The organism is Chromobacterium sp. INPA-IVC (assembly GCF_059047085.1).
In genome coordinates this window covers 123002-134928 of record NZ_JBTNLS010000009.1, presented here as the reverse complement: position 1 = coordinate 134928, position 11927 = coordinate 123002, and the positions used below count along the sequence as shown (strand labels likewise).

General features: G+C 64.6%; 11 protein-coding genes and 6 tRNA genes. 14 read left to right on the top strand and 3 right to left on the bottom strand.

Annotated features, from left to right (window positions below):
* Positions 1 to 91: 91 nt before the first annotated feature.
* Together ACX17K_RS17985 and ACX17K_RS17980 are read left to right on the top strand one after the other, a co-directional pair.
* A complete protein-coding gene (locus ACX17K_RS17985) occupies positions 92 to 1009 on the top strand; it encodes a LysR family transcriptional regulator (protein ID WP_046157124.1) in 918 nt (305 codons plus the stop codon).
* Positions 1010 to 1018: 9 nt separating this feature from the next.
* The gene (locus ACX17K_RS17980; RefSeq protein WP_493775843.1) at positions 1019 to 1873 is read left to right on the top strand and encodes an AraC family transcriptional regulator; all 855 of its coding nucleotides are present in this window, start codon (positions 1019 to 1021) and stop codon (positions 1871 to 1873) included.
* Positions 1874 to 1941: 68 nt separating this feature from the next.
* Here ACX17K_RS17980 and guaB read toward each other — a convergent pair whose 3' ends face one another.
* The gene (guaB, locus tag ACX17K_RS17975; RefSeq protein WP_231151523.1) at positions 1942 to 3405 is read right to left on the bottom strand and encodes an IMP dehydrogenase; all 1464 of its coding nucleotides are present in this window, start codon (positions 3403 to 3405) and stop codon (positions 1942 to 1944) included.
* A 141-nt stretch (positions 3406 to 3546) separates the two neighbouring features.
* Between guaB and ACX17K_RS17970 the strand changes: the two genes are divergently transcribed.
* From ACX17K_RS17970 to ampC, 11 genes are all read left to right on the top strand, one after another.
* The gene (locus tag ACX17K_RS17970) at positions 3547 to 3975 is read left to right on the top strand and encodes a DUF4124 domain-containing protein (RefSeq protein WP_343481408.1); all 429 of its coding nucleotides are present in this window, start codon (positions 3547 to 3549) and stop codon (positions 3973 to 3975) included.
* A complete protein-coding gene (gene uvrC / locus ACX17K_RS17965; RefSeq protein ID WP_493775842.1) occupies positions 3975 to 5780 on the top strand; it encodes an excinuclease ABC subunit UvrC in 1806 nt (601 codons plus the stop codon). Before ACX17K_RS17970 ends, uvrC begins: the two co-directional genes overlap by 1 nt.
* Positions 5781 to 5866: 86 nt before the next feature.
* Entirely contained in the window at positions 5867 to 6448 is a 582-nt protein-coding gene (gene pgsA / locus ACX17K_RS17960; RefSeq protein WP_493775841.1) for a CDP-diacylglycerol--glycerol-3-phosphate 3-phosphatidyltransferase, read from the top strand.
* A gap of 101 nt (positions 6449 to 6549) precedes the next feature.
* Positions 6550 to 6625 (top strand) — tRNA-Gly (locus ACX17K_RS17955).
* A 22-nt stretch (positions 6626 to 6647) separates the two neighbouring features.
* Positions 6648 to 6723 (top strand) — tRNA-Gly (locus ACX17K_RS17950).
* A 22-nt stretch (positions 6724 to 6745) separates the two neighbouring features.
* A tRNA-Gly gene (locus tag ACX17K_RS17945) sits at positions 6746 to 6821 on the top strand.
* Between the two features lie 26 nt (positions 6822 to 6847).
* Positions 6848 to 6923, top strand: a tRNA-Gly gene (locus tag ACX17K_RS17940).
* A 26-nt stretch (positions 6924 to 6949) separates the two neighbouring features.
* A tRNA-Gly gene (locus ACX17K_RS17935) sits at positions 6950 to 7025 on the top strand.
* A gap of 45 nt (positions 7026 to 7070) precedes the next feature.
* Positions 7071 to 7144, top strand: a tRNA-Cys gene (locus ACX17K_RS17930).
* A 209-nt stretch (positions 7145 to 7353) separates the two neighbouring features.
* Positions 7354 to 8250 (top strand): N-acetylmuramoyl-L-alanine amidase, encoded by an 897-nt coding sequence (locus ACX17K_RS17925; RefSeq protein WP_493775840.1) that lies wholly within the window; start codon positions 7354 to 7356, stop codon positions 8248 to 8250.
* Between the two features lie 183 nt (positions 8251 to 8433).
* On the top strand, positions 8434 to 9621 hold the full coding sequence (gene ampC, locus ACX17K_RS17920) for a class C beta-lactamase (protein WP_493775957.1): 1188 nt from the start codon (positions 8434 to 8436) through the stop codon (positions 9619 to 9621).
* 106 nt (positions 9622 to 9727) lie between these two features.
* Here the strand turns inward: ampC and ACX17K_RS17915 are convergent, their stop codons facing one another.
* Together ACX17K_RS17915 and ACX17K_RS17910 are read right to left on the bottom strand one after the other, a co-directional pair.
* Positions 9728 to 10081, bottom strand: a complete 354-nt coding sequence (locus ACX17K_RS17915) for a hypothetical protein (protein WP_493775839.1) — start codon at positions 10079 to 10081, stop codon at positions 9728 to 9730.
* A 130-nt stretch (positions 10082 to 10211) separates the two neighbouring features.
* Positions 10212 to 10895 carry a DJ-1/PfpI family protein gene (locus ACX17K_RS17910; protein ID WP_493775838.1) on the bottom strand — a complete coding sequence of 228 codons (684 nt, stop codon included), beginning with the start codon at positions 10893 to 10895 and terminating at the stop codon, positions 10212 to 10214.
* 83 nt (positions 10896 to 10978) lie between these two features.
* On the opposite strand from ACX17K_RS17910, the gene ACX17K_RS17905 reads away from it, so the two are divergent.
* Complete coding sequence (locus ACX17K_RS17905; protein ID WP_493775837.1) at positions 10979 to 11926, top strand: GlxA family transcriptional regulator; 948 nt, start codon at positions 10979 to 10981, stop codon at positions 11924 to 11926.
* The last annotated feature ends 1 nt before the right edge of the window (position 11927 follow it).

Here is an 11927-nt window from a genome sequence, read left to right as displayed (position 1 = left end):
GGAAACAACGTATGTTAATTTTTTAACAGGCGGCGGCGAATTGGCCGCTGTTTTCGTGTGCAAACGCACAACACCCATCGCGGGGAGGACCATGTTCGACTGGAACGATGTCCGCTTTTTTCTGGCCTTGCAACGCAGCGGCAAGCTGTTGAGCGCGGCGCGGCAGATGGGCACCACCCATGCCACGGTGGCGCGCCACATCGCCGCGTTGGAGCGGGTGCTGGGCCAGCCGCTGTTCATCCAGCAGGCCGACGGCTACATGCTGACCGCCGCCGGCCGCCAGTTGCTGCCTCTGGCCGAATCGCTGGAGAACACCGCCTCGCAGATGCTGGACAGCGGCAGCAGGGGCCATGCCGAGGTGAGCGGCGTGGTGAGGCTGGGCGCGCCGGAGGGCTTGGGCGCGCTGTTTCTGGCCCGCCACATGCCGGCGCTGATGGCGCAGTACCCGGGATTGGAGATCGATCTGGTGGCGGTGCCGCGCTTCGTCAGCATCACCAGCCGCGAGGTGGACATCGCCATCGCGCTGGAGCGGCCGCAGGCCAATATGGTGGTGACGCGCAAGCTGACCGATTACTGCCTCGGCCTGTACGCCACGCCGGCCTATCTGGCGGGCCATGCGCCGATACGAGAGCGGGAGGACTTGAACGGCCATGCCATCCTCGCCTATGTCGACGACCTATTGTTCACCCGCGAGCTGATGTACCACCATGGACTGTGCCGCCATCCCAGCATGCCCTTGCGCAGCACCAGCGTGGTGGCGCAGAAGGAGGCGGCGCTGGCCGATGGCGGCATCGCGGTGTTGCCTTATTACACGATTTACGATGATCCGCGGCTGGCGCAGATCCTACCCGAGCTGCGCATCGTCCGCTCCTACTGGATCAGCGCGCGCAGCAACATCCGCCGCACGCTGCGCTACCGGGTGGTCTGGGACTATGTGGTGGACTTGTGCCAGCGCATGCAATGGCTGCTGTTGCATGAACCGCAAGATCGATCAATCGAAACCGCCTAGGCTATCCGCATGAGACACGCATACCGGCAATTCGGCCCAGGCACCTTGTACACGGTGCGCCTGCTGCGCGCGCTGGATTATCTATGGCGCCATCTGGACGAGCCGCTGCTGCTGGACCGGCTGGCGGAGGAGGCCTGCTTCTCGCGTTTTCACTTCCATCGGCTGTACCGCAACCTGATGGGCGAAACCGTGATGGAGAGCCGGCAGCGCATGCTGCTGCATCGGGCTGCCGGCGAGCTGGGGAGGGTGGACAGGCCGCTGGCCAGGATTGCTGCGCGGGCCGGTTTCGCCAGCAGCGCCGCCTTCATCCGCGCCTTTGCCGGCCGCTACGGCGAGACGCCGGGCCGCTACCGCCAGCGTCGTCTCATGTTTCTCAATCAAAGGGAGAGGACCATGCGCCAGGTAGAGATTGTGGAGAAGGATGCCGTCAGGGTGCTGATGCGCCATCATCGCGGACCGTATATGGAGATCGGCCAGGCCTTCGACGCGCTGCGCGCCGTCCAGGGGCCGCAGCAGGGCGGGGACACGCCGGGGAGAAGCTTCGGCATGTATCTGGACGACCAGGCGCAGACGCCGGCGGCCGACTGCCGCTCCATCGCCTGCGCCACCATGCCGGAAAGACTGTGGGACCGGCAGGTGGACGGTTTCGAGTGGGGCAAGATTCCAGCCGGGCGCTACGCAGCGCTGCTGCATACCGGACCCTATGCGGAGCTGGGGGAGAGCTGGGACTGGCTGTACCGCCATTGGCTGCCGGCCAGCGGCGAGGTGCCCGGGGCAACGGCCTGCGTGGAGGAGTATCTGAATGCGCCCTACGACACGCCGCCGTCCGAGCTGAAAACGCTGCTGCTGCTGTCGCTGGCCTGACCGGGCCTGCGCGCAAAAAAAAGCCCGCGTTGTGAAACGCGGGCTTTTGTCCGACCAGGCGAACCGGCTTAGCGGTCCACGTGGTAGTTCGGCGCTTCCTTGGTGATCTGCACGTCGTGGACGTGGGATTCGCGGATGCCGGCCGAGGTGATTTCGACGAACTGCGCCTTCTGGTGCAGGTCGGCGATGGTCGGGCAGCCGAGGTAGCCCATCGACGAGCGCAGGCCGCCCACCAGCTGGTGGATCACCTGGGAGATCGGGCCCTTGTACGGCACGCGGCCTTCAATGCCTTCCGGCACGAACTTGTCGGCGGCGTTGGAGCTGTCCTGGAAGTAGCGGTCGGCAGAGCCTTGGCTCATCGCGCCGAGCGAACCCATGCCGCGGTAGGACTTGTACGAACGGCCCTGGAACAGTTCCACTTCGCCCGGGGCTTCCTCGGTGCCGGCGAACATGCCGCCCAGCATCACCGCGTTGCCGCCTGCGGCCAGCGCCTTGGCGATGTCGCCGGAGAAGCGGATGCCGCCGTCGGCGATCATCGGCACGCCGGTGTCTTTCAGCGCTTCGGACACGTTGTGGATGGCGGTCAGTTGCGGCACGCCGACGCCGGCGACGATGCGGGTGGTGCAGATGGAGCCGGGACCGATGCCGACCTTGACGCCGTCGGCGCCGGCCTTGACCAGATCCAGCGCCGCCTGGGCGGTGGCGATGTTGCCGCCGATCACGTCCACATGCGGGAAGTTCTGCTTGACCCAGCGCACGCGGTCCAGCACGCCCTGGCTGTGGCCGTGGGCGGTGTCGACCACGATCACGTCCACGCCGGCCGCCACCAGCGCCTTGACGCGCTCTTCGGTGTCGGCGCCGGTGCCGACTGCCGCGCCGACGCGCAGACGGCCCTGGCTATCCTTGTTGGCGTTCGGGTGTTCGCTGGTCTTGATGATGTCCTTGACCGTGATCAGGCCCTTCAGCTCCCAGGCGTCGTTGATCACCAGCACGCGCTCCAGGCGGTGCTTGTGCATCAGTTCGCGGGCTTCGTCGATGCTGGCGCCTTCCTTGACGGTGATCAGGCGCTCGCGCGGGGTCATGATGGAGCCGACGGTCTGGTCTAGGCGGGTTTCGAAACGCAGGTCGCGGTTGGTGACGATGCCGACCACTTTGCCGTCTTCGATCACCGGCAGGCCGGAAATCTTGTAGTGGCGGGTCAGCAGCACCAGATCGCGCACCAGCATGTCGGGCGCGATGGTGATCGGGTCTTTCACCACGCCGCTTTCGTGGCGCTTGACCTTGGAAACCTCGGCGGCCTGCTTCTCGGCGCCCATGTTCTTGTGCACGATGCCGATGCCGCCTTCCTGAGCCATGGCGATGGCGAGGCGGGCTTCGGTCACCGTATCCATGGCGGCGGAAACCAGCGGCAGGTTCAGGGTGATGTTGCGAGTAAGTTTGGTGCTCAGCGCTACGTCGCGCGGCAGAACTTCAGAATGGGCCGGGACGAGGAGGACGTCGTCGAAGGTGTAGGCTTTCTCGATGATGCGCATCGCATTTCCTTAGGCGGCAAAGCCGCATTATACCGGATCGTCAACTGTTCTGCAAAAACAGCGTAATGCGGCGTTTTGCGCGGCCAGGAGGCAGGCTTTACAATCCGGATATAAAGCGATGACAGCGGCGGGATGGTGACGATGAAGTCTTTTCTAGTATGGACGATTTTGGCGGCGTCGCTGATGCCGGCTCTGGCCGCGGCCGAGGTCTACACCTGGACCGACGCCAACGGCAACAAGGTGTATTCCGATCAGCCGCCGCCCAGCGTCAACGCGCGGCGGATGAACGTGCGCGCGCAGCCGGCGCCGCAATCCTCCGCTCCCCAGGCAGAGAAGAAGGCGGAAAAGAAAACCGACAACAAGGCGGTGGCGTCCGACAACGCCGCCATCACCGCGGCCAACGCCAAGATCAAGGAGCAGAACTGCAAGTCGGCGCAGACCAATCTGTCCACGCTGCAGCTGAACGGCCGCATCCGCATGCCGGGCTCCACCGCGCTGGCCACCGACGCGCAGCGCAACGAGTTGATCCGCCAGGCCCAGAAAGATGTCCAGACCTGGTGCGCCAAATAGTGTCCAAGCCCGCATTCGATTACCAGAACGTATTGCAGAACCTGCCCGCGCTGCCCGGCGTCTACCGGATGCTGGGCGAGGGCGGCAAGGTGCTGTACGTCGGCAAGGCGATAGACCTGAAGCGCCGCGTCAGCTCCTATTTCCAGAAGAGCGACCTCAGCCCTCGCATCCAGTTGATGGTCAGGCAGATCGCCAGCATCGAGACCACGGTCACCCGCACCGAGGCCGAGGCGCTGATTCTGGAAAACAACCTGATCAAGGCGCTGGCGCCGCGCTACAACATCCTGTTCCGCGACGACAAGTCCTATCCTTATCTGATGTTCAGCGGCCACGCGTTTCCGCAGATGGCCTATTATCGCGGCGAGCCGAAGAAGCCCAATCAGTATTTCGGCCCTTATCCCAACGGCTACGCGGTGCGCGAAAGCATACAGATCCTGCAGAAGGTGTTCCGGCTGCGCACTTGCGAGGACGCGGTGTTTTCCAACCGCTCCCGTCCCTGTCTGCTGTACCAGATCAAGCGCTGCTCCGCGCCCTGCGTCGATCATATTTCCAAGGATGAGTACGCGGCCGACGTGGCCAGCGCGGTCGCCTTTCTCAACGGCCGGCAGAGCGAGCTGATCGGCGCGCTGACTGAGCGGATGACCGCCGCCGCCGAGGCTATGGAATTCGAACAGGCGGCAGAGTTGCGCGACCAGATCCAGGCGTTGGCGCGGGTGCAGGAGAAACAGTTCGTCGCCAGCAACCAGAGCCAGCAGGATTGCGACGTGGTGGCGGCGCGGGTGGGCGATGGCATGCCCTGCGTCAATCTGGTGATGATACGCGGCGGCCGCCACCTGGGGGACAAGAGCCACTTTCCGGTCGGCGGCGAGGCCGACACCGCCGAGGAAATCCTGCAGGCCTTCGTCGCCCAGCATTACCAGCACGCGGCGGTGCCGGCCGCGCTGGTGGTCAATGGCGAGCTGGACGAAGCCTTGCAGTCCTTTCTGCAGACCCGCGCGGGCCGCAAGGTCTACATCGTCGGCAATCCGATAGGCGAGCGCCGGGTATGGCTGGAGATGGCGGAGAAGAACGCCGATCTGGCCATCCAGCAGAAGCTGGGCAGCAAGGCCACCCAGACGCAGCGCCTGGCGCAGTTGAACGAGGTGCTGGAGCTGGAGGACGCGGGCCGTTTCGAATGCTTCGACATCAGCCACACCATGGGCGAGGCGACGGTGGCTTCATGCGTGGTGTACGACAAGGGCGCGATGCAGCCCACCGAGTACCGCCGCTTCAACATCACCACCGCCGCGCCCGGCGATGATTACGCCGCGATGCGCGAAGTTTTGTCACGCCGCTACGGCAAACTGGCGGAAGGCGAGGGCCGGCTGCCGGACGCGGTGTTCATCGACGGCGGCAAGGGCCAGGTGGGCGTGGCGCTTGAGGTGATGGGCGAATTGGGGCTGAATTTGCCCATAGTCGGCATTGCCAAGGGCGAGGAGCGCAAACCCGGCCTGGAAACGCTGATCCTGCCTTACCTGGAAAAGACGCTACAATTGCGCCAGGATCATCCGGCGCTGCATCTTATCCAGACCGTGCGGGACGAGGCGCACCGCTTCGCCATCACCGGCCACCGCGCGCGCCGGGCCAAGGCGCGCACCGCGTCGACGCTGGAGGAGATTCCCGGCATCGGCGCCAAGCGGCGCCAGCAGCTGCTGACCCGCTTCGGCGGATTGCGAGGCGTGGCGGCGGCCAGCATGGAGGATCTGGCGCAAGTGGACGGCATCAGCCAGACGCTGGCGGAAAAGATTTACAATGCGCTGCATTGACGATTGAAAACGGCGGGCGTCCCTGATCCAGGCTCGGGGCGCCGGCCGGCGTTGTTGACGAGCCTGAAGCGACAAGACCAAGACCAATGCCCTTCAATTTGCCGATATTACTGACTTGGCTCAGGGTCGCCCTGATCCCGATCTGCGTGGCGGTGTTCTTCCTGCCGGACTCCATTCTGTTGCTGCACAGCCGCAATATCGTGGGGGCCGGCATTTTCGCATTGGCGGCCGCCACCGACTGGCTGGACGGCTATCTGGCGCGCAAGCTGGGGCAGACCTCGGCCTTCGGCGCCTTCCTCGATCCGGTGGCGGACAAGCTGATCGTCGCCGCGGCGCTGATTCTGCTGGTGCAGATGGGCCGCGCCGAGGGTTGGATGGCGATGATCATCATCGGCCGCGAGATCACCATTTCGGCGCTGAGGGAGTGGATGGCCGGCATGGGCAGCCGCAGCAGCGTGGCCGTCGCTTATATCGGCAAGCTGAAAACCGCGGCCCAGATGCTGGCGATCACGCTGCTGCTGTACGACGGCGAGCTGTTGCCGGGACTGGATGCCCGCTGGTTGGGAAATTTTTCCATGTACGTTGCTGTCATATTGACTTTGTGGTCAATGGTTTATTATCTGCAGATGGCGGCCAAAGAGTTCGCGGGTAAAAAAATAGACGTTTGAGTGTTGACAGCCTCAAGCAAATCTCTATAATTCGCAGTCTCTCGCCGCCACTGACGAAGCGGCAGCGGGAACAAGCAAAGCGTTGTAGCAAGTTACGCAGCGCGGGAATAGCTCAGTTGGTAGAGCGCAACCTTGCCAAGGTTGAGGTCGCGAGTTCGAGCCTCGTTTCCCGCTCCAGTAGCCTGAAACAATTTGTGATGCGGGAATAGCTCAGTTGGTAGAGCGCAACCTTGCCAAGGTTGAGGTCGCGAGTTCGAGCCTCGTTTCCCGCTCCAGTAGCTTGAAACAATTTGTGATGCGGGAATAGCTCAGTTGGTAGAGCGCAACCTTGCCAAGGTTGAGGTCGCGAGTTCGAGCCTCGTTTCCCGCTCCAAAAAATAGTTTGAAACAGTCTGCAATGCGGGAATAGCTCAGTTGGTAGAGCGCAACCTTGCCAAGGTTGAGGTCGCGAGTTCGAGCCTCGTTTCCCGCTCCAGCATCAGACTTGAAACAATTTGCATTGCGGGAATAGCTCAGTTGGTAGAGCGCAACCTTGCCAAGGTTGAGGTCGCGAGTTCGAGCCTCGTTTCCCGCTCCAAAATTCAGATCGATCAGATATCATCTGGTCGATACGCCGGTTAACGGCGGGGTAGCAAAGTGGTTATGCAGCGGATTGCAAATCCGTCTACGCCGGTTCGATTCCGACCCCCGCCTCCAGATATAACCCCGTAAATCCAAGGATTTACGGGGTTTTTCTTTTTCATCCCATACACTTGAAATCGTTCGGCGCGATGGCTTTTCCTTTCTCCATCATGAATCAGCAGGGTGATGAGCCGCGCGCGGCTTGATCGGGATTTTCGCGCGGAGCGGGCGGTCTGACCGCACTGGACATATCGCATCACGCGCCGGATGGCGGAAGGGAAAGAATGGCGAATCGCAGACAGTTTTTGTGCCGGACCGGGATGATCGCCGCAGGCGGCGTGCTGCTGGCGGCTCCGGCAGTAAAGGCGCAGGCAGAAACGACGGCGCTCTGGATCGATGAATCGCATGCGTCGGCCAACCAGGACTCCCGCGTCCGCACCCTGGTGTTCCACTATACGGCGGTGGACTTCGCAGCTTCGCTCAAGCTGCTGACGGATGCGAAGTACCGGGCCAGCGCCCATTATCTGGTGCCGGATGCCGCAACCCTGGCCGCGAAGCCCGCGGTTCTGAGGCTGGTGCCGGAGAAGAGGCGGGCCTGGCACGCCGGCGACAGCTACTGGCGCGGCGAGCGCTATGTGAACGGCAGCTCGATAGGCGTGGAGATCGTCAACCGCGGCTACCCGTCGCCGCAGCAGGACGACTGGCCGCCGGCATTGCGGGACTGGATGGCGTTTGACGACGCCCAGATCGCGTTGGTGGGCAGGCTGGCCGCCGACATCGTCGCCCGCCACCGGATCCCGCCGCGCAACGTCGTCGGGCATGCCGACATTTCGCCGGGCCGCAAGGTGGATCCGGGGCCGAAGTTTCCCTGGGAGAGGCTGTATCGGGAGTTTGGCGTCGGCGCCTGGCCCGACGATGGCGATGTCCGCCGTTTCCTGTCCCGCAGGCTGCCGACGGACGCGTCGGATTGGCAGAGGCGGTTGGCGGCCTATGGCTATGACGCGCCGGAAAGCGGGGTATGGGATGCCGAAACGCGGGCGGTCGTCACCGCATTCCAGATGCACTTCAGGCCCGCTCGTTGCGATGGGGAGCCGGACGCGGAGTCGTCGGCTATCCTGGACGCGTTGCTGAGCAAGTATGCCGGACGCGTTCCCGAGGATGAGGAGGGCGGCCACCCTTGAGGGGGGAGCGGCCAATGCCGGCATTTTTGTTTACAGTCCATTAACGGTTACGGATGTTACGTTTGTTGCGGTTTACGCTGGCCGCCGCGGTTTGTAACTTGGCGGGGCTTTCCCAATCGGGACTTGGCGCCGCGCGGAGAGGCCGCGTCGGCCGCCATGTCCCAGCACTGGAGTTCCGCGATGATGCGATCCCTGAAGTTTCGAACCTTGGCAGGCGTGCTCGGCTGCCTTTCCCTTGTTCCGGCCGCGGCTTTGGCCGCCAATGACGGCGGCAGCGTCGACCTCGGCAAGGCGGTGGAAGCGACCATTCGGCCGTTGATGAAGGCGAACGATATTCCCGGCATGGCGGTGGCGGTGCTGGTCAATGGCCAGGCTCGCTACTTCAACTACGGCGTCGCCTCCAAGGAGGGCGGCCAGGCCGTGACCCAGGACACCTTGTTCGAGCTGGGCTCGATCAGCAAGACCTTCACCGGCATTCTGGGCGGCTACGCGCTGGCGCAGGGCAAGCTGTCGCTGGGCGACAAGGCCAGCCGCTATGAGCCCGAGCTCAAGGGCAGCGCTTTCGACCGCATTTCCTTGCTGCAACTCGCCACCTACAGCGCCGGGGGCTTGCCGCTGCAGTTTCCGGATGCGGTCACCGATCGATCGTCGATGCTGGACTATTACCGGGCCTGGAAGCCGGACTACGCGCCGGGCGCGAGGCGTCTGTATTCCAATCCCAGCATTGGCCTGTTCGGACATCTTGCCGCCCGTAGCCTGGGCCAGCCTTTCGATGAGGCGATGGAACGGGGGCTGCTGCCCAAGCTGGGGTTGAGCCATACCTTCATCCATGTGCCGGCGGCGGAGCAATCGCGCTACGCCTGGGGCTACTCCAAGGCGGGCAAGCCGGTGCGGGTAGGGCCGGGAGCGCTCGATGCGGAAGCCTACGGCATCAAGTCCAGCGCGGCAGACATGCTGAAATACCTGGCGATCAACATGTCCGGCCAGGCGGAGCCCGCGCTGAGGCGAGCGATGGATGCCAGCCATGCCGCTTATTACCGCGTCGGCGATCTGCATCAGGGCCTGGGCTGGGAAGGCTACCGCTATCCCATCAGCCTTGAGCGCTTGTTGGCCGGCAATTCCAATGAGATCGCGTTCCAGCCGCAACAGCTTGAGTGGTTGAATCCGCCCCGCCAGATGGGCGCGGACGTCTTGCTCAACAAGACTGGCTCCACCAGCGGGTTCGGCGCTTACGTGTTGTTCGTGCCGGCGCACAAGATGGGCATCGTGATGCTGGCCAACCGCAACTATCCCAATGCGGAACGCGTCCGGGCGGCCTACCGGATCTTGTCGGCGCTGGATCCGTCGCTGGCGCGCGTCCATAAGCCGTGACCCAGCAGCCATGTCGGTCGACGCTTGATGGGACTGGCATGGCTATCGGCGATGGTCGCATTCGATTCCCGGATGCCTGGGCGCGAGGCTCGGTTTGCCCGCGGGATCAGTTGCCTATGACCACCAGCATCAGGCGGATCTGTTCCGGCGCGTCGGCGGCCGGCAGTATCCGGTAACAGTCTCCGGCGGCGCCCGCGCCGTCCTCCAGATGGCATTCCAGCACATTGCAGACGTAGCTCAACACGGCCTGCCGCATGTTTTGCAGCTCCGCGGCCAGCGACAGTTCGACGTAGGGCATGAATTGCGCGTCGGCCTGCGCCCGGGCGGGAAGGCCGGCCTTGCTCAGCAGGCCGGCCATCCGGTCCGCCTGCTGGATGAGGTGCTGCCGCGCGTAGAGCGCGTCCAGCTGGGCGCGGTATTGATCCGCGGCGTGTCTGACCAGTTCGGCATACAGGCTCATCGTTCACCTCGCGTGGAGGAGCGCGGATCGCGCCGGAATGCCGGGTGCCGCGCCGGGATGGGGCTTCATGCTCTAGGTGTAGCCGCTGGCGAGGCGGCGTCGGTCAGCCTCTTGGACAGTTTTTCCTCTTTCACAGGTTCGAGGCGGCGCGTATCACCGCTTCTTCGCGCCGATCGCGGACCTGGTCGATCCGCCGCCGCGCCGCGGCCAGCACTTCCGGGCTGGCCAGTTCCGGCCGGCCGGAGGCGAATGGCGGCGCCGGCGCGTATTCCAGCGTCAGCTGCACCGTCTGAGCGAACTCGGGGCCGGCGATTTCCGCCATCAGCGTCAGCGCCATGTCTATGCCGGCGGTGACGCCGCCGCCGCTGAACAGTTTTCCATCCACCACCACCCGATCCGGGCAGGGATGGGCGCCGAAGGCCGCCAGGCTGTCCAGCCAGGCCCAGTGGCAGGCGGCGCGGCGGCCTTTGAGCAAGCCGGCCGCGCCAAGCAGCAACGATCCGGTGCAGACCGAGCTGAGGTAGTCGGCGCCGGCGGCGAGGCGGCGCAGCTGTCCCATCAGCTCGGCATCCTCCATCGCTTCCATGGTGCCCAGTCCGCCCGGGACGCACAGCAGGTTGCAGCGTTCGATATCGGCCAGCCGGGCGATGCCGGAGAAGACGACGCCGCCGTCGGCGCGGATGTCGCCGCCCCGGCTGGACGCCAGCACGCATCGGGCTTCGGGAAGCTTGCTCAGGAATTCCAGCGGACCGGTGAAGTCCAGTTGGGTGACGCCCGGATACAGTGCGAAAACGATGGTATAGGGGTGGTTCATGATGCCTCCCGGCGGTGATTGACCCTGCAATCATCGGCCAGCTATGCTTTGGCGCAAATGACTAAATTCCAACTTTTCATGCCATGACGCGAGACATCGCCATTCTGCTGTTCGACGGTTTTCAGCTATTGGACGCGGCGGGGCCGATCTCTGTTTTCGAATGTGCGCTGCGCTATCAGCCGGACGCGTACCGGCTGTCGCCGCTGACCGTGGCCGGCGGCGCGGCGCGCAGCTCCTCAGGCATCGCGCTGGACAGCCGGCCGCTGTCCGCGATGCCGTCGCCGGACACAGTGCTGGTGGCCGGCGGCGAGGGCGCGCCTTCCGCGCTGGGCTGCGGGGAGACGCTGGCCTACCTCCGGCGTTGCGCATCGGCTTCCCGGCGCGTGGTCAGCGTTTGCACCGGCGCTTTCCTGCTGGCGGAGGCCGGCTTGCTGGATGGCCGGCGCGCGACCACCCATTGGGCGCACAGCGGCGAGTTCTCCCGCCGCTATCCGGCGGTGGCGCTGGATACCGACCGCATCTACATCCGCCAGGGCAATATCTGGACCGCGGCCGGGGTCAGCGCCGGCATCGACGTTGCGCTGGCCTTGGTGGCGGAAGACATGGGCGAGGAGATCGCCCGGCGCTGCGCGCAGCGGCTGGTGGTGTATTACCGCCGTCCGGGCGGGCAATCGCAGTTTTCGTCGCTGCTGGAGATGCAGCGGCCGGATGGACGCTTCGCGGCCTTGCTGGACCAGGTGCGGCGGAGCTTGGACGCGGCTTGGGACGTGGAGTCGCTGGCCGGGTTTTGCTGCCTGAGCCCGCGGCATTTTTCTCGCTTGTTCCAGGCCGAGGTGGGCATGCCGCCGGCCAAGGCGGTGGAGCAGTTGCGGGTGGAGGCCGCGCGCGCCGCCTTGGAGAGCGGCGAGCGTTCCATTCAGAAGGTGGCCCGGCTGTGCGGCTTCGGCGACGCGGAGCGGATGCGCCGCAGTTTTTTGCGGGTGCTGGGGCGGCAGCCGTCCAGCTTGCTGCGCTTGTCGGCAGACGAATGAC

What these genes read in the sequence shown, in the direction of transcription:
- ACX17K_RS17985 (WP_046157124.1), top strand. Translation starts at nt 92, where the DNA reads ATGTTCGACTGGAACGATGTCCGCTTTTTTCTGGCCTTGCAACGCAGC.
- ACX17K_RS17980 (WP_493775843.1), top strand. Translation starts at nt 1,019, where the DNA reads ATGAGACACGCATACCGGCAATTCGGCCCAGGCACCTTGTACACGGTG.
- guaB (WP_231151523.1), bottom strand. Translation starts at nt 3,405, where the DNA reads ATGCGCATCATCGAGAAAGCCTACACCTTCGACGACGTCCTCCTCGTC.
- ACX17K_RS17970 (WP_343481408.1), top strand. Translation starts at nt 3,547, where the DNA reads ATGAAGTCTTTTCTAGTATGGACGATTTTGGCGGCGTCGCTGATGCCG.
- pgsA (WP_493775841.1), top strand. Translation starts at nt 5,867, where the DNA reads ATGCCCTTCAATTTGCCGATATTACTGACTTGGCTCAGGGTCGCCCTG.
- ACX17K_RS17925 (WP_493775840.1), top strand. Translation starts at nt 7,354, where the DNA reads ATGGCGAATCGCAGACAGTTTTTGTGCCGGACCGGGATGATCGCCGCA.
- ampC (WP_493775957.1), top strand. Translation starts at nt 8,434, where the DNA reads ATGCGATCCCTGAAGTTTCGAACCTTGGCAGGCGTGCTCGGCTGCCTT.
- ACX17K_RS17915 (WP_493775839.1), bottom strand. Translation starts at nt 10,081, where the DNA reads ATGAGCCTGTATGCCGAACTGGTCAGACACGCCGCGGATCAATACCGC.
- ACX17K_RS17910 (WP_493775838.1), bottom strand. Translation starts at nt 10,895, where the DNA reads ATGAACCACCCCTATACCATCGTTTTCGCACTGTATCCGGGCGTCACC.
- ACX17K_RS17905 (WP_493775837.1), top strand. Translation starts at nt 10,979, where the DNA reads ATGACGCGAGACATCGCCATTCTGCTGTTCGACGGTTTTCAGCTATTG.